Origin of the sequence: Pseudomonas sp. G2-4, from assembly GCF_030064125.1 — a bacterium.
In the GTDB taxonomy this organism is placed as follows: Bacteria; Pseudomonadota; Gammaproteobacteria; order Pseudomonadales; family Pseudomonadaceae; genus Aquipseudomonas.
Window position 1 is genome coordinate 456,264 of the sequence record NZ_CP125957.1, and the last position, 16,583, is coordinate 472,846.

Sequence of the window (16,583 nt, forward strand, 5' to 3'; positions counted from 1 at the left end):
CCGGCGGGACGCCCGCAGGGGCAACCCGCAATCAGTCGAGTGTGCCTTGCGGCGGCTCAGGCACCGGCTTGATGCTGGCGACAGCCGACGGCGCGGGCGTGATGGTCTTTTTATCAGGCTCGGCGGGTACCAGTTTGTACTCCTGCCCCTGCATATTCTTCAGATAGATTTCCATTTGCCGGAAGGAGATGTTGATGTGCTCCTTCTTGAACTCACGGTTGATGAAGCGGTTGATCTCGTCCAGCACCGGGTTGCGGTCACCGAGGTCGCGCACGTGCATGCGCAACTCGTGGTCGAGAGTGCTTTCACCAAAGTTCAGGAAGTACACGATCGGTTCCGGTTCCTTCAGCACCCGTGGGTTCTCGCGGGCCGCCTTGAGCAGCAACTCACGCACCAGATCCAGGTCCGAGCCGTAGTCCACGCCCAGTTTCAGGGTGACCCGGGTGACGGTGTCGGTCAACGACCAGTTGATCAGTTGTCCGGTGATGAAGGTCTTGTTCGGGACGATGATGTCCTTGCGGTCGAAGTCGGTGATGGTGGTTGCACGAATGCGGATCTTGCTGACCGTGCCCGACAGGTTACCAATGGTGATGGTGTCGCCGATCCGCACCGGGCGCTCGAACAGGATCATGATCCCGGAGATGAAGTTGGCGAAGATCTCCTGCATGCCGAAGCCCAGGCCCACCGACAACGCGGCCACCAACCATTGCAGTTTGTCCCAGCTCACGCCGAGGGTGGACAGCGTGGTGACGAAACCAAAGCCGGCGATCACGTAGGACAGCAGAGTTGTGGTGGCATAGGCACTGCCCTGGGCCAGGTTCAGCTTCGACAGCACGAACACTTCCAGCAGGCCTGGCAGGTTGCGGGCCAGGGCGAAGGTGATGCCGATAATGATCAGCGCGCCGAGCATATCGCCGATGCTGATGGGCACCATGCTCATGTTGGCGCCGGTGCCGCTGGTGTATTCGTAGAGGGTGATGTTGTCCAGGTACGAGAACACGCTGATCAGGTCCGACCAGACCCAATACAGCGCGGCGATGAAGCCGCCCAGCAAGGCCAGTCGGATCAGGCGCAGGGACTGTTCGTTGACCTTTTCGATATCCAGCGTCGGTTCCTCGATCACCGCTTCGCCGTCGCCGGCCTCCTTGGCCGCCTGACGCTTGGCCAGGGCACGTTGGTAGGCCAGGCGCCGAGCCGCGACCGACAGGCCGCGGACAAAGGTGGCTTCGATTACCAGCCAGAACATCAGCAGGTACAGGGTGTTGATCAGCCGGTCGCTGAGCTTCAGCGCGGTGTAGTAGTAGCCGAAGCACACCGCTACGAACAGTGCGATAGGCAATGCGGTGAACATCACCCCGACGGCCTTGCGGAACAGCGAAGTGTTCCGGTGCGTCGGGCTGTTGAGCAGCAGGCGACTGAGCAGCCACGCCATCAGGGCGTAGCAGGTCAGGACCACCGGCATGCCGAGCACGTCGTCGGCCAGGGCCGAGGGCTGCAACTCAGCCACGGCGACCACGGCCACCAGCGCCAGCACCACCAGCCCGAGCCGCCGGATCCAGCCCCGGAGGAATTCGACCTGGGGTTTCTCCCAGCGGAAATGCAACTCGGCGACGCCGCCGGGGGCCAGCACTCGATAGGCGGTGTAGAACACCAGCCAGGCCTGGCCGATCTGCAGCAGCGCCGCGCCGAGGTTGGCGTTCTGGCCGCGGGCGTCGATCTGCAAGGCGTAGCCGCACAGCGCCAGTGCCAGCGCCACTGGCATCGCCAGCAGGATATTGATCAGGATCGCTTGGGGGGTGTGCCACTGACTGTCGCGCTTGAAGTGACCCACGTCCTGGTGAACCTTGTTCAGCCGGGCATAAAGACTCTTGCGGCGCCACAGCAGCGCACCAATCAGCAGCGCCAGGGGCAGGAACAGCAGCGGCCGTTGTGTCAGGCCATCGGCCAGTTCACTGAGGCTTGAGGCCCAAGGCAGCGAGTCGACCTGCTTTTCCAGGCGGTTCGGCACGCCACGCATCCACTCGAAATCCAGCGGTTTGTTGCTGGGAATCCAGAACATCTGCTCTTCGAGGGTCGACCGCAGGTTCTGGGCGGTGCTGAGCAGTTGCTTCTGGTTGAGCTGCAAGGTGATGGATTCGTTGAGCACTGCGCTCAACTCGCGGTTCAGGCGTTCCAGCAGGTCGACGCGGGTCAGTGCCAGTTCCAGCAAGGTTTTGCGCAATTGCGGCGTAACCTGCTCCGACGGCTGGGTGGCCAGCAGGTTGTCGACATAGGTGCCCGGGTTGTTCAGCAATTCGCGCTGTTGGCTGACTTCGAACTGGTACAGGCGGATGTCAGCGATCTGGTCGGCCAGGTTCTGGTCCAGCTTCAGGCGCGGCAGGGTCTGGCGCTGCTTGTAGAGAATCTTGGAGAGCAGCAGGCTGCCTTTGAGCACGCTGATCTGCTCGTCCAGGGCTGCATCGGTCTGGGTGACGCTGTCCAGCAATTGCTTGGTCTGCAGATTCTGCTGGGTCACCTCGTTAAGGCGGTCGGTGCTCTTGAGCAGGTAGTCGGAGAGCTTCAGGTTGGCCGCGCTTTCGGTCGCCAGCAAACTGCTACCACCGGCCTTCTGGGCTTCAATGGATTGCTGCGTCACCGTCTCCTGGGACTGGGCCAGGCGCTTCTGGTTGATCAGGTTTTGCAGGTCCTGGATTTCCTGCTCCATGCGGGCGATCTTTTCCATCAGCAAGTCATGCTGACCATTGCCCAGGTCTTGCAGTTGGCTGTTGCCAGCCAGTTCCTGGCGGCGTAGCGGAATCAGCGCATTGAGCGCCAGCAGCTCGGCGCTGAGCTGGTCGCGTTGCTCGCTGCTCAGGGTTTTGCCGGCGTCCCGGCCGGCCTTGAGGAGGGTGTTGATCTGCTGGATGCGGGTCTGGCTACTGGAAATTTCGGCCTGGGCGCGCTCCGGGCGTGTCTGGGCCGTGATGATCAGGCTGTTGGCGTCGGCCAGGGCTTTCTGCAGGTCGCTCTGCTGGGTGGAGCGTTCCGTCAGCATTTGTTCGAGCTGGGGAATCGGCAGGTTGGCGTAGCGTTGCGCCACCGGCACCACCGTGGTGCCCTTGAGTCGCGCCAGCTCGCGCTGGTTTTCGATGTTCTGCTTGGGGGCGGTCGCCAATTGCTGCTTGAGGGCGAGCAGCTTCTGTTCGTAGTCGGCCTTGTTGTTGAGCTGGGTCAGGGTGCTTTGCAGCACTGCCTGCAAGGCCTTCTGCTCGGCTTCCGGCAGTTTGCGGTCGGCGATCTTGTCCAGGCTGGCCTCTACTGAGGCGCTGGTCAGCGGTTCAGCGGCTTGCAGCGTGCAGACGGAAAGACTCAGGCCCAGCAGGGCGATGGTGAAAAAGGAGCGCAGGGTAGGCATAGAGACCGGTCAAGCAAGTGAGAGTGGGAGCAGTTTAGAGGAACAAGCCGGGACCCGGGCGACTTCCTTCGGGGAATCTGACGCCCACTTTGCCGATCTTGTTCCCGTCCATGACCGCGACGGTCCACAGGGTGTTGTTCCATTCCACCTGGTCGCCGACCACCGGTGCGCCGCCCACTTTCTGGGCGATGAAGCGGCCCAGGGACATGTCCGGGTCGATGCCGTCCAGTTGCAATCCGTACAGGGCGGCAACCGCGGCCAGCTGGGCGTCTCCTTCGAGTACGAAGTCGCCGAAAAAGCGCAGATCCAGGCCGCGTTGCGGCGCCTGGCTGAACAGTTTTCCCAGTGCTGGCAAGTCGTGTTCATGGCCGATAACACACAACAAATCATTGACTTCCAGCACCGTACTACCCGACGGATGGAGCAGTTGCTGGCCACGAAACAGGGCGGCGATGCGTGTGCCATCGGGCATTTTCAGGTCTCGCAGGGGCGAGCCGATGCACCATTTTTCCGCGCCCAGGCGATAGATGAACAGCTCCCACTCGCTGGTGACGTGGACCTCCAACGCCGCCCGGGAAATCGGCAAGGGCTCCGGCGGGACGGTCACGTGCAGCAGCTTGGCGACCCAAGGCAGACTCGTGCCCTGCACCAGCAGCGACACCAGCACGATAAAGAACGCCAGGTTGAAGTAGAGCTGGGCGTGGGGCAGGCCGGCCATCAACGGGAACACCGCCAGGATGATCGGCACCGCGCCGCGCAGGCCGACCCAGGAAATGAACACCTTTTCGCGCCCATGGAACGCCTTGAACGGCAGCAGGCCCACCATGACCGACAGGGGCCGTGCAAACAGAATCATCCACAGCGCCAGGCCAAGGGCGGGCAGGGCAATGGGCAGCAGGTCATGGGGCGTGACCAGCAGCCCCAGCACCAGGAACATGCCGATCTGTGCCAGCCAGGCCATGCCATCGAGCATGTGCAGAATGCCGTGGCGGCTGCGTACCGGGCGGTTGCCGATCGCAAGACCGCACAGATAAACCGCGAGGAAGCCGCTGCCGTGCAAGGCATTGGTCAGGGCGAACACGGCAAGGCCGCCGCTGATGACGAGGATCGGGTAGAGGCCGTTGGCCAGATTGATGCGATTGACCAGTTGCAGCATCAGCCAGCCGCCACCCAGGCCAATCACCGCGCCAATACCGAATTCGCGCACCAGATGCCCCAACAGGTTCCAGTGCAAGCCGGTTTCACCACTGGCGAGCATGCCGATCAGCGTGACAGTGAGGAACACCGCCATGGGGTCGTTACTGCCAGACTCGATCTCAAGGGTGGCGCTGACCCGCTCGTTGAGGCCCTTGCCGCCCAGCAGTGAGAACACCGCGGCGGCATCGGTCGAGCCAACGATGGCGCCAATCAGCAGGCCCTGGATCAGGTTCAGATTGAACAGCCAGGCCGCCGCCAGCCCAGTCAGCCCGGTGGTGATCAACACGCCGACCGTGGCCAGCGACAACGCGGGCCACAAGGCCACGCGAAAACTCGAGACCCGCGTGCGCAAGCCGCCGTCCAGCAGGATGACGGCCAAGGCGAGGTTGCCGACCAGATAGGCCGTGGCGTAGTTATCGAAAAGAATGCCGGCGCCGTCGACACCGGCCACCATGCCCACGGCCAGGATGATCACCAGGATCGGGATGCCCAGGCGGGACGAAAGAGAACTGACCAGAATGCTCGCACCTACCAGCAACGCGCCGATCAAGAACAGGCTGTTGATGGTCGTCGCAGTCAAAGGCAGTACTCCGGGAAAAACTGAAGGGCGGGCACAGACTGACCATGCAGTCTGCGTGCCAGCGATTCTAACCTGTTGAAATGTGATGCTGTCAAAAAAGGTTGGGGATTGGGGTACAAGTGCGGCAGCAATCCCTCGCCACAAAAGCTGGAGGGTTGATCGCTCTCGGTCTGTGGGCGATCAACCGTTCCGCGGATTAAAGGCTGAACCGCCCAACCATGCTGTTCAAATCCACGGCCAGGCGCGACAGTTCGTTGCTGGCGGCGCTGGTCTGGTTGGCGCCGGTGGCCGATTGCACCGACAGGTCGCGGATGTTCACCAGGTTGCGGTCCACTTCACGGGCCACCTGGGCCTGTTCTTCGGCGGCGCTGGCGATGACCAGGTTGCGTTCGTTGATCTCGACGATGGCGGTGTTGATCGTGTCCAGGGACATGCCGGCGCCGCGCGCGATGTTCAGGGTCGACTCCGCGCGTTCGGTGCTGTTACGCATCGAATCCACGGCGTGTTCGGTGCCGCTCTGGATGCTGCCGATCATGCGTTCGATCTCGCTGGTCGACTGCTGGGTACGATGGGCCAGGGCGCGCACTTCGTCCGCCACCACGGCAAAACCGCGACCAGCTTCACCGGCACGGGCGGCTTCGATGGCAGCGTTCAGGGCCAGCAGGTTAGTCTGGTCGGCCAGGCCACGGATCACGTCCAGCACCTTGCCGATGTCGCGGGACTCATCGGCCAGGTTGCCGATCAGCGTGGCGGTGCTTTGCACATCGGCGCTCATGCGTTCGATGGCGCTGACGGTTTCCTGCACCAGGTCCCGGCCGTCGCCGGCGGAAGTGGTGGCGTTTTTCGAGGCTTCGGACGTGCTGACCGCGTTGCGCGCCACTTCTTCCACGGCGCTGGTCATTTCGTTGACCGCCGTGGCGGCCTGTTCGATTTCGTTGTTCTGCTGGGTCAGGCCACGGGCACTTTCGTCGGTGACGCTGTTGAGCTCTTCGGCAGCGGAGGCCAGTTGCGTGGCCGAACCGGAGATCCGCTGCAGGGTGTCGCGCAGCTTTTCCTGCATGGTCGACATCGCCCGCAGCAGGCGACCGGCTTCGTCGCTGCCATCAACATTGATCGGCCGAGTCAGGTTGCCCTTGGCAATTTCTTCGGCTGCGTCCAGCGCGCTGCCAATTGGCCGAGTAATGCTGTTGGTCAGCAGCCAGGCGAACAGCAGGGTCAGGCCGGTAGCGATGACCAGCAGGGTGACCACCCAGTTGAAGGCGCTTGAATATTGTTGAGCTGCGTCCTGATTGAGGGCCTCGGCTTGCCGATTGTTGATCTCCACCAGGCGGCCGATCGCGGCATTGATGGCATCTGAGTTACTCAGCAGTTCAGTGTTGAGCAACGCCCCCAATTCAGCGATCTGATTGTTGCGTGACAAGGTTTTCATGCGCTCTTCGAGCTGGCGGTACTGCCCGAGCAGCTGCACATACTGATCGTAGGCGGCCCGTTCGTCGGGGGCGCTGATGAGCTTTTCGTAGGCGGCCTGGGCCGCGCGGATCTGCTGGCTGCGTTGTTCGAACAGCTCGTAGGTTTTCTGCTGGACGTCCGGTTCGCGGTTGACCATCAGGCGATAGGACAATACTCGCAAGCGAAGGGTGAGCTGGGTGAACTCATCCAGGGCCTTGATACTGGGCACACTGTTCTCGGCGATGCTTTCGCCGGACGCGCGGATTTTGCTCATCTGGGTCAGGGCAAATACCCCAAGGGCGAGCATCAGGGCGCCGATCAGGGCAAATCCCAGGAACGCCCGCGGCGCGATGTTCATATTACGTAACGACATGGAAAATACCGGAAGGAGGCGCGTCCGTGCGGGGCTGTGACGGGTGTTCAAGACTTATCGGTCATCCGACTGAAGTCTTGAGGGGCTGCGTGCTTTTGTCGCAGACCACCGGCCATGGCACGACGAAGGGTCGGAACCAGATCTTTGATGTGCAGTCTCTACAGCTCATCAGCGAAGCACTGCCCCCCTAAACCGTGGCATCGGCGGTGACTTTTCTTTATCGTACGCGCCCCTTGAAAAAGCCTGGAAATCAATATGTTGGAAACATCCCTCAGCCAGCTGGAGCAACTGGTCAACGACCTGGTGCAACAGAATCGACACCTCACCGGCCTGAACGAAACCCTGAGCGCGGAACTTGCCAGGGCCAAGGATGAAAATGAAAGCCTGCAGTTGAGCCTGATGGAACAGGAAGAACTGCACGGAACGACCGCCGCCCGTATCCAGGCCCTGATCGAGCGCGCCAGCGCCGGTCCTGTCAGCGCATGACGCATGGCGCCGATGGGGTGACAGTCGTCTCGATCCTGGGAGAAGACTATTCAATCAAGGCGCCGGCCGGGCAGGAACAGGCCCTGCTGGACGCTGCGTCGATGCTCAAGGCCGCACTGGCCGACACCAAAAGGAAATACCCGACGCTGATCGGTGATCGCCTGCTGGTGCTGGCGGCGATGAACCTGTGTTCGCAACAGATGGACATGCAGAAGCAACATCAAGCGGAACTCGACCGTTATCAAGAGCAAGTCAGTGCCACGGTCGATGTGATTGCCAAGACGATTCAGCAAGCCTGAAACCGTTAACGAATGTTGACTGTGGGGCTTGTGGGAGCGAGCTTGCTCGCGATGGCGTCAGCACAGCTACCTGTGTGTTGGCCGAAACACCGCTATCGCGAGCAAGCTCGCTCCCACAGTGGATTGGTGGTGAATGCACATGTTGTGTTCACTTGGAACCCCTGTGGGAGCGAGCCTGCTCGCGATTGGATTTCAGTGGCGCCGCAAGAACTGGATCAAAACCACTCATCCCGCATCCCCAGGCACGTATCATCCCGCGCCTCAAGAATCGCCAGTTCATGCTGACAGCCCGGCACTTCCCAGGTCAGGAAGTACCGCGCCGCTTGCAGCTTGCCTCTATAGAAATCACTATCCGCCGCCTGACCCTTGGCCAAGCCTTCCTCGGCACGAATCGCCTGTTCCAGCCAGCGCCAGCCAATCACCATGTGACCAAATACCTTGAGGTACACCGCTGAGTTGGCGAGGCTGCTGTTGACCTTGCCTTGGGCCAGGTCCGTCAGTAGCCCGAGGGTGACCGTTTGCAGGCGCGCCACCAAGGCTTCCAGTGGCTGACGCAAAAGCGTCAGTGAATCGTGCGCCTGGGCGCGTTCGGTGGTGTCGGCCACCAGGCGAATCAGCTGCTTGAGCCCTGCGCCGCCGTTTTGCGCCAGTTTGCGCCCCAGCAAGTCCAGGGACTGGATGCCGTGGGTGCCTTCATGGATCGGGTTCAGGCGGTTATCGCGGTAATACTGTTCCACCGGGTATTCACGGGTGTAGCCATGGCCGCCAAGAATCTGGATCGCCAGCTCGTTGGCCTTCAGGCAAAACTCCGATGGCCAGGATTTGACGATGGGCGTCAGCAAATCCAGCAGCTCTTGGGCGCGCCTGCGCTCGGCTTCGCTTTCCAGGGTCGTGGTGTCGTCGAACAACCGCGCGGCGTACAGGCCCAGATCGAAAGAGCCTTCAACATAGGCCTTCTGAGTCAGCAGCATGCGGCGCACGTCGGCGTGCTGGATGATCGCCACGGGGGCGGTGGTGGGATCCTTGCTGTCGGGCACCCGACCCTGTGGACGTTCGCGGGCGTATTCAAGGGAATACAGGTAGCCGGCGTAACCCAGCATCACTGCGCCCATGCCGACGCCGATCCGCGCTTCGTTCATCATCTGGAACATGTAGCTCAGGCCGTGGTGCGGTTTTCCTACGAGATAACCGACACATTCGCCGTTGTCACCGAAGTTCAGCGCCGTGGAGGTGGTGCCGCGCCAGCCCATCTTGTGGAACAACCCGGCCAGCAGCACATCGTTACGCTGGCCGAGGCTGCCATCGTCGTTGACCAGGAACTTGGGCACGATAAACAGCGAAATACCCTTCACGCCCGGCGGTGCGTCCGGCAACTTTGCCAGGACCATGTGCACGATGTTTTCCGACAGCGGATGGTCGCCACCGGAGATGAAAATCTTGTTGCCTTTGAGTCGATAGGTGCCGTCGGCCGCCGGCTCTGCACGTGTACGAATATCCGCCAGCGAAGAGCCCGCATGGGGTTCGGTCAGGGCCATGGTGCCGAAGAAGCGACCGTCGATCATCGGTTGCAGGAAGCGTTGCTTCTGCTCCTCGCTGCCGAAGCTTTCGATCAGGTTCGCCGCGCCCATGGTCAGGAACGGATAAGAAGTGGATGCGGCGTTGGCCGATTGGAAGTGGGCGAAGCAGGCCTGGGACAGCAACGTTGGCAGTTGCATGCCGCCCGCGTCGAAGCTGCGCGCAGCGTTGAGGAAGCCGGCCTCGAGAAACGCATCCACCGCCGGCTTCACTTCCGGAATCAGAATCGCCTGGCCGTTCTCGTAGCGCGGTTCGTTTTCATCGTTCTTGCGATTGTGCGGCGCGAAATATTTCTCGGCGATGTTGCGTGCCGTTGAGATGGCCGCGTCGAAGGTTTCGCGATTGTGTTCGGCGAACCGCTCGCGCTGGGTCAGGCCCTCGGCATCAAGGACTTCATACAGCTCGAAAGCCAGATTGCGGGAACTGAGCAACGTCTCGGACATGGCGGCCTACCTTTTTTTGGAGTGGACCGAGTCTAGGTGTGAGGCAGGAGGGTGAACAGCAAGATTGATTTGGGTGATGGAGTGGCAGAACGCAGGGGGTGATCTGACGCGGATAAAAAACTGTGGGAGCGAGCTTGCTCGCGATAGCGGTGCCCCAGTCGACAACATTCCTGACTGAAGCACCGCTATCGCGAGCAAGCTCGCTCCCACAGGGGGATTCGATTGCCAGGCACCCTTGCAGGTGCCTGGTCTACAGCGGTTTAGCCGATGGTCATCAGGCTGGCGTTACCACCCGCGGCAGCGGTGTTGACGCTCAAGGCCCGCTCGATCACCAAACGCTCCAACGCGATGTTGGTCTCGCCCTGGGACAAACCGTGCACCCCGACGATGGCGCCGGCACGCTTGGCCACTTGCTGGCAAACGCTGCGCAGTTGATCCGAGTCACCGTGATGCAGGACCGCATCGAACAGCACCTCGTCCTTGGCCCAGTCGGCAACCCGTTGGATACGTGCCTGAATGTCCTTCGGCAAGCGTGCGAACAAGGCCTTGCTGGTGTCGGTTTCCGGCCACACGGCCGAGCCGCCGACCGCCAGTACGGCCGCCAGTTGCGTCAGCAGATCGCCTTCCACGTCCGCCAGGCACAGCACGTGTTCGCGCGGCAGGATGGCGTAGCTGTTGCGTTCGCCGGTCGGGCCGGTCAGCTGGCGGGTAATACCGCTTTGCGATTGGGCGGCGAACTGCACGCACAGGGCGCTCAGCTCAGCGAGCTTCTGGCTGTCGGCCCACGCTTGCAGGGCAGTCAGCGGTTTGCTCATGGCGTCGCGCAAACGCAGGTCCGGTGCGGTGACGGCATCGCCACGCACGAAGGATTGCTGGATCGCATCGGTAGGACGAGTCGACAGCAGGCGGTACAGGTACAGCGGACCACCGGCCTTGGGGCCGGTGCCCGACAGGCCTTCGCCACCGAACGGCTGCACACCGACCACGGCGCCGACAATGTTGCGGTTCACATAGACGTTACCGGCATGGACGTTGTCGATCACCTTGGCGATGGTTTCGTCGATGCGGGTATGCACACCCAGGGTCAGGCCATAGCCGGAGGCGTTGATCTGGCTGATCAACTGATCCAGTTCCTTGCGCTTGTAGCGCACTACGTGCAGCACCGGACCGAAAATCTCGCGTTGCAACTCGTCGAAGCTTTCCAGCTCGATCAGGGTTGGCATCACGAATGTGCCGCGCTTGCACTCGTCGCTGTCGGCGATTGCCATCTGGTACACGGTGCGACCTTTGTCGCGCATGGCCTGGATGTGTTTCTCGATGCCGGCCTTGGCTTCGGCGTCGATCACCGGGCCGATGTCTACCGACAGACGCTCCGGGTTGCCGAGACGTGCTTCAGCCATGGCGCCCTTGAGCATTTCGATGACACGGTCGGCGGAATCTTCCTGCAAGCACAGTACCCGCAGGGCCGAGCAACGCTGGCCAGCGCTGTCGAATGCCGAGGACACCACGTCGATGACCACTTGTTCGGTCAGCGCCGAAGAGTCGACGATCATTGCGTTCTGGCCGCCGGTTTCGGCGATCAGGGGGATCGGGCGACCCTGGTTGTCCAGGCGACCGGCGATGTTGCGTTGCAACAGGCGAGCGACTTCGGTGGAGCCGGTGAACATCACACCTTTGACCCGATCATCACCGACCAGACGGGCGCCAACGGTTTCGCCACGGCCCGGCAGCAGTTGCAGCACGCCTTCTGGAATGCCGGCTTCGAGCATCAGGCGCACAGCTTGAGCGGCCACCAATGGCGTCTGCTCGGCTGGCTTGGCCAGCACCGGATTACCGGCGGCCAGGGCGGCCGCTACCTGCCCACTGAAAATCGCCAGTGGGAAGTTCCACGGGCTGATGCAAACCACCGGGCCCAGTGGGCGGTGGGCATCGTTGGTGAAATCGTTGCGTGCCTGCACCGCGTAATAGCGCAGGAAGTCCACGGCTTCACGCACTTCAGCGATGGCGTTGGCGAAGGTCTTGCCGGCTTCACGGGCCAGCAGGCCCATCAATGGCTGGATTTCGCCTTCCATCAAGTCGGCGGCACGCTCCAGGATCGCCGCACGCTCGGCCGGCGGCGTGGCCTGCCAGATAGGTGCCGCATTGAGGGCGCACTGGATGGCATTGTCGACGTCGGTGATCGTGGCTTCCTGTACATGGCCCACCACGTCACGCAGATCGGACGGGTTCAAAACCTGCACCGGTGTTCCTTCACTGGCTGCGCAACCGAGCATCGGTACAGCTTTCCAGTCGTTATGAGCGGTGGACAGCAGGGCACAGGACAGCGAAGCCAGGCGATGTTCGTTGGCCAGGTCGATGCCGGCGGAGTTGGCGCGCTCGCTGCCATACAGGTCACGTGGCAGCGGGATACGTGGGTGCGGCAAGCCGAAGCCGCCTTCCAGCGTTGCCATCTGCTCGATGCTGGCCACTGGGTCGGCCACCAGCTCCTGGATGGAAATGGACTGGTCGGCGATGCGGTTGACGAACGAGGTGTTCGCACCGTTCTCCAGCAGGCGACGAACCAGGTAGGCCAGCAGCGTCTCATGAGTGCCCACCGGTGCGTACACGCGGCATGGACGGTTCAGCTTGCCTTCGGAAACCTTGCCTACAACCTGTTCGTACAGCGGTTCACCCATGCCGTGCAGGCACTGGAACTCGTACTGACCCGGGTAATAGTTCTGACCGGCGATGTGATAAATGGCTGCCAGGGTGTGGGCGTTGTGCGTGGCAAACTGCGGGTAGATGACTTCCGGCACCGACAGCAGTTTGCGCGCGCAGGCGATGTAGGACACGTCGGTGTACACCTTGCGGGTATAGACCGGATAGCCTTCCAGGCCTTCGACCTGGGCGCGTTTGATTTCGCTGTCCCAGTAGGCGCCTTTTACCAGGCGGATCATCAGGCGATGACGGCTGCGGCGTGCCAGATCGATGACGTAGTCGATCACGTATGGGCAGCGCTTCTGGTACGCCTGGATCACGAAGCCGATGCCGTTCCAGCCGGTCAGCTGCGGCTCGAAGCACAGGCGTTCGAGCAGATCCAGCGACAGCTCGAGGCGGTCGGCCTCTTCGGCGTCGATGTTCAGGCCGATGTCGTATTGCTTGGCCAGCAGGGTCAGCGACAGCAGGCGTGGGTACAGCTCTTCCATCACGCGCTCGTACTGGGCGCGGCTGTAACGCGGGTGCAGCGCCGAGAGCTTGATGGAAATGCCCGGGCCTTCATAAATCCCACGACCGTGGGACGCTTTGCCGATCGAATGGATGGCTTGCTCGTACGAGGCCAGGTACTTCTGGGCGTCATGTTCGGTGAGGGCTGCCTCACCGAGCATGTCGTAGGAGTAGCGGAAACCCTTGGATTCGAACTTGCTGGCGTTGGCCAGGGCTTCGGCGATGGTTTCGCCGGTGACGAACTGCTCGCCCATCAGGCGCATGGCCATGTCGACGCCCTTGCGGATCATCGGCTCGCCGCTCTTGCCGATGATGCGGCTCAGGGAGGAGGTCAGGCCTGCTTCATTATGGGTGGCGACCAGTTTGCCGGTCAGCAGCAAGCCCCACGTGGCGGCGTTGACGAACAGCGACGGGCTGTTGCCCAGGTGTGGATGCCAGTTGCCGGTGCTGATCTTGTCGCGGATCAGTGCATCGCGAGTGCCTTTATCCGGGATGCGCAGCAACGCCTCGGCCAGGCACATCAGCGCCACGCCTTCCTGGGACGACAGGGAAAACTCCTGCAACAGGCCCTGGACAATACCGGCACGACCGCCGGCACTCTTCTGGTTACGCAGCTTTTCAGCAATCGAAGCCGCCAGCTTGTTGGTGGCTTCGGCCATTTCGACCGGCAGACGAGCCTGCTCGATCAGCATCGGCACCACTTCCGGCTCGGGGCGACGGTAAGCGGCGGTGATGGAGGCGCGCAGGACCGACTGTGGCAGGATGCTCTCGGCAAACTCCAGGAAGCATTGGTGGGCGTGATCGACCTGGACGTCGCCAGCATCATCGCTGTCGCTGCGAGGCGAACCGTTCAGCTCGGTCAGGGTTGCACCACCCTCGAGTTTTTCCAGGTAATTGAAAATTGCCTGTTTGATCAGCCAGTGAGGCGTGCGATCAATCGAGGTCGCGGCCGCCTTGAGGCGTTCGCGGGTCGGGTCGTCGAGTTTGACCCCAAGGGTGGTGGTAGCCATATTTTTATCCTCATGTTTACCACGTATCGCGTGGCATCAGCTGGCGGCAAGATTAGCTGCGAGCTGACCTGGGTGCAACCGGGTGCAACCCTTTTTTCGTCGAAATACTAAGCAGCTCATCAGGAAACAAATACGCCCGGGGCAATCCAGCCTCGCCTTAGTGCGTTGGCTTCTAGCGAGGTCTGTTGACTGCACTAAAAAGGAGCAAAAAACAGCGGAATTGCGATAAAACCGATCAGGTGCAACTTATTCGAACGAAACTGGTTGCACCTTATTTGATTTGTTGAATAGCATTCGCGGCCAAGGTGCAACCGGCTCCAAACCGAGGGGCATCGGCTGATGGCTTTCCTGGGGAAACATCAGTCATAAATTCGCGGGACTGCAAAAACGTCGCTACAACCTTTATGTTGTCGGCGTTTTCAACTGCCACCGCTACATAAAAACAAAGCCAGGGCGTAACTCATGAGTGTTAGTAATCCTACCTTGATCACCTTCGTGATCTACATCGCAGCCATGGTCCTGATCGGCCTGATGGCTTATCGCTCCACCAATAACCTTTCCGATTACATCCTGGGCGGTCGCAGCCTGGGCAGTGTCGTGACGGCCCTGTCTGCCGGTGCTTCCGACATGAGCGGTTGGTTGTTGATGGGTTTGCCTGGTGCAATCTACATGTCCGGTTTGTCGGAAAGCTGGATTGCCATCGGCCTCATCGTCGGCGCCTACCTGAACTGGCTGTTCGTGGCCGGTCGCCTGCGGGTGCAGACCGAGCACAACGGCGATGCGTTGACGCTGCCGGATTACTTCTCCAGCCGTTTCGAGGATAAGAGCGGCGTGCTGCGGATCATCGCTGCGGTGGTGATCCTGGTGTTCTTCACCATCTACTGTGCTTCCGGCATCGTGGCCGGCGCCCGTCTGTTCGAAAGCACCTTCGGCATGTCTTACGAGACTGCGCTGTGGGCCGGTGCTGCCGCGACCATTGCCTACACCTTCGTCGGTGGTTTCCTGGCCGTGAGCTGGACCGACACCGTACAGGCGACCCTGATGATCTTCGCGCTGATTCTCACGCCGATCATCGTGCTGTTGGCCACCGGCGGCGTGGACACCACGTTCCTGGCCATCGAGGCGAAAGATCCTTCGTCCTTCGACATGCTGAAAAACACCACTTTCATCGGCGTGATCTCGCTGATGGGTTGGGGCCTGGGCTACTTCGGCCAGCCGCATATCCTGGCGCGCTTCATGGCGGCCGATTCGGTCAAGTCCATCGCCAAGGCACGTCGCATCTCCATGGCCTGGATGATCCTGTGCCTGGGCGGTACCGTTGCCGTTGGCTTCTTCGGCATCGCTTACTTCTCGGCACACCCTGAAGTGGCCGGTCCTGTGACCGAGAACCCTGAGCGTGTATTCATCGAGTTGGCTAAGATCCTGTTCAACCCATGGGTTGCCGGTGTACTGCTGTCGGCCATCCTGGCGGCGGTGATGAGCACCTTGAGCTGCCAACTGCTGGTGTGCTCCAGTGCCCTGACCGAAGACTTCTACAAGACGTTTCTGCGCAAGAGCGCTTCCCAGCTGGAACTGGTCTGGGTCGGCCGCGCCATGGTGCTGCTGGTGGCGTTGGTCGCCATCGCCCTGGCTGCCAACCCGAATAACCGTGTACTGGGTCTGGTGAGCTACGCCTGGGCCGGTTTCGGTGCCGCCTTCGGCCCTGTTGTCCTGATCTCCGTGATCTGGAAAAACATGACCCGTAACGGCGCATTGGCCGGCATCCTGGTGGGTGCGATCACCGTAATCGTCTGGAAGCACTTCGAACTGCTGGGCCTTTACGAAATCATCCCGGGCTTTATCTTCGCCAGCCTGGCTATCTACTTCGTCAGCAAGATGGGCTCGCCTACCGCCGGTATGCTGCAGCGCTTCGAAGCGGCCGAAAAAGATTTTCGCCTGAACCAGTAAGGCTTCCAGCGAGGCCTGTATGGCTCGCTTGAAGGTTTATACAAAAAGCGGCCCGTCTCCCATGGAGACGGGCCGTTTTTTATGGCGCCTCAGTCCGGGCTAGCGTCGGGTTGGTTGAGGAAAATCAGCACACCCAGGATCGCCATGTAGAACCTGAACGCGGCATCCTGGCCGTTCCAGATTTCTGACTGCCACATCAGAAACCATTCGCCGCCGACGACCATGAAGCCGAAAAACCAGACGAAGAAACCCACCGTCAAACCGGCGATGGCCCAGCCCTTGGCCCGGGCGAACACCACGCCCTCGGCCTTGCGTGCCTGCCACAGCTTCAGCGCGCCGTAGCCCAGCAGCTCCGCCGTGATCGCTTCACCGAGGATGATCAGCCAATAGGCGCCGTGCCATATCCAGGGTTGGTCGATGGCTCGATAGCGGGCGGCATTGTCGGGGAAGGTGGTATCCATACTCAGCACGTGATGGACGAAATTGAAGTTGGAGCTGTAGTCCGTGATGTTGTTGAACACGGTCAGGAAGGCGAATGCGGCGAGCGCCAGGGTCATTGCAATCTTTGCGTAGCGAATGGTCATGCGTTGCGTCCTTTGATTTTTATAACGGGTAAAAAACGTTAT

9 protein-coding genes and 1 pseudogene are annotated in these 16,583 nt (G+C 61.2%); 3 read left to right on the forward strand and 7 right to left on the reverse strand.

Annotated features, from left to right (window positions below; all coding sequences use genetic code 11):
- Positions 1-31: 31 nt before the first annotated feature.
- From mscK to QNH97_RS29400, 4 genes and pseudogenes are all read right to left on the reverse strand, one after another.
- Positions 32-3,394, reverse strand: coding sequence for a mechanosensitive channel MscK (mscK, locus tag QNH97_RS02080; RefSeq protein WP_283555377.1), 3,363 nt, complete (start codon positions 3,392-3,394; stop codon positions 32-34).
- Positions 3,395-3,428: 34 nt separating this feature from the next.
- A complete protein-coding gene (locus QNH97_RS02085; protein ID WP_283555378.1) occupies positions 3,429-5,171 on the reverse strand; it encodes a potassium/proton antiporter in 1,743 nt (580 codons plus the stop codon).
- A 196-nt stretch (positions 5,172-5,367) separates the two neighbouring features.
- Positions 5,368-6,240: a methyl-accepting chemotaxis protein gene (locus QNH97_RS29395; protein ID WP_502944557.1), complete on the reverse strand. Its 873-nt coding sequence runs from the start codon at positions 6,238-6,240 to the stop codon at positions 5,368-5,370.
- A gap of 30 nt (positions 6,241-6,270) precedes the next feature.
- Positions 6,271-6,993: pseudogene (locus QNH97_RS29400) on the reverse strand (MCP four helix bundle domain-containing protein); the annotation flags it as partial.
- Positions 6,994-7,248: 255 nt separating this feature from the next.
- Between QNH97_RS29400 and QNH97_RS02095 the strand changes: the two are divergent.
- Together QNH97_RS02095 and QNH97_RS02100 are read left to right on the forward strand one after the other, a co-directional pair.
- The gene (locus QNH97_RS02095) at positions 7,249-7,479 is read left to right on the forward strand and encodes a hypothetical protein (RefSeq protein WP_123345234.1); all 231 of its coding nucleotides are present in this window, start codon (positions 7,249-7,251) and stop codon (positions 7,477-7,479) included.
- Entirely contained in the window at positions 7,476-7,778 is a 303-nt protein-coding gene (locus QNH97_RS02100) for a cell division protein ZapA (protein WP_283555380.1), read from the forward strand. Before QNH97_RS02095 ends, QNH97_RS02100 begins: the two co-directional genes overlap by 4 nt.
- 215 nt (positions 7,779-7,993) lie before the next feature.
- Here QNH97_RS02100 and QNH97_RS02105 read toward each other — a convergent pair whose 3' ends face one another.
- Together QNH97_RS02105 and putA are read right to left on the reverse strand one after the other, a co-directional pair.
- The gene (locus QNH97_RS02105; protein ID WP_283555381.1) at positions 7,994-9,796 is read right to left on the reverse strand and encodes an acyl-CoA dehydrogenase; all 1,803 of its coding nucleotides are present in this window, start codon (positions 9,794-9,796) and stop codon (positions 7,994-7,996) included.
- Positions 9,797-10,056: 260 nt separating this feature from the next.
- Positions 10,057-14,010: a trifunctional transcriptional regulator/proline dehydrogenase/L-glutamate gamma-semialdehyde dehydrogenase gene (gene putA / locus QNH97_RS02110; RefSeq protein ID WP_283555382.1), complete on the reverse strand. Its 3,954-nt coding sequence runs from the start codon at positions 14,008-14,010 to the stop codon at positions 10,057-10,059.
- 462 nt (positions 14,011-14,472) lie between these two features.
- Between putA and putP the strand changes: the two genes are divergently transcribed.
- On the forward strand, positions 14,473-15,957 hold the full coding sequence (gene putP, locus QNH97_RS02115) for a sodium/proline symporter PutP (protein ID WP_283555383.1): 1,485 nt from the start codon (positions 14,473-14,475) through the stop codon (positions 15,955-15,957).
- 89 nt (positions 15,958-16,046) lie between these two features.
- Here the strand turns inward: putP and QNH97_RS02120 are convergent, their stop codons facing one another.
- Positions 16,047-16,541, reverse strand: a complete 495-nt coding sequence (locus tag QNH97_RS02120) for a DUF2165 family protein (RefSeq protein ID WP_283555384.1) — start codon at positions 16,539-16,541, stop codon at positions 16,047-16,049.
- Between the last annotated feature and the right edge of the window lie 42 nt (positions 16,542-16,583).

What these genes read in the sequence shown, in the direction of transcription:
- mscK (WP_283555377.1), bottom strand. Translation starts at nt 3,394, where the DNA reads ATGCCTACCCTGCGCTCCTTTTTCACCATCGCCCTGCTGGGCCTGAGT.
- QNH97_RS29395 (WP_502944557.1), bottom strand. Translation starts at nt 6,240, where the DNA reads ATGTCGACCATGCAGGAAAAGCTGCGCGACACCCTGCAGCGGATCTCC.
- QNH97_RS02095 (WP_123345234.1), top strand. Translation starts at nt 7,249, where the DNA reads ATGTTGGAAACATCCCTCAGCCAGCTGGAGCAACTGGTCAACGACCTG.
- QNH97_RS02100 (WP_283555380.1), top strand. Translation starts at nt 7,476, where the DNA reads ATGACGCATGGCGCCGATGGGGTGACAGTCGTCTCGATCCTGGGAGAA.
- QNH97_RS02105 (WP_283555381.1), bottom strand. Translation starts at nt 9,796, where the DNA reads ATGTCCGAGACGTTGCTCAGTTCCCGCAATCTGGCTTTCGAGCTGTAT.
- putA (WP_283555382.1), bottom strand. Translation starts at nt 14,010, where the DNA reads ATGGCTACCACCACCCTTGGGGTCAAACTCGACGACCCGACCCGCGAA.
- putP (WP_283555383.1), top strand. Translation starts at nt 14,473, where the DNA reads ATGAGTGTTAGTAATCCTACCTTGATCACCTTCGTGATCTACATCGCA.
- QNH97_RS02120 (WP_283555384.1), bottom strand. Translation starts at nt 16,541, where the DNA reads ATGACCATTCGCTACGCAAAGATTGCAATGACCCTGGCGCTCGCCGCA.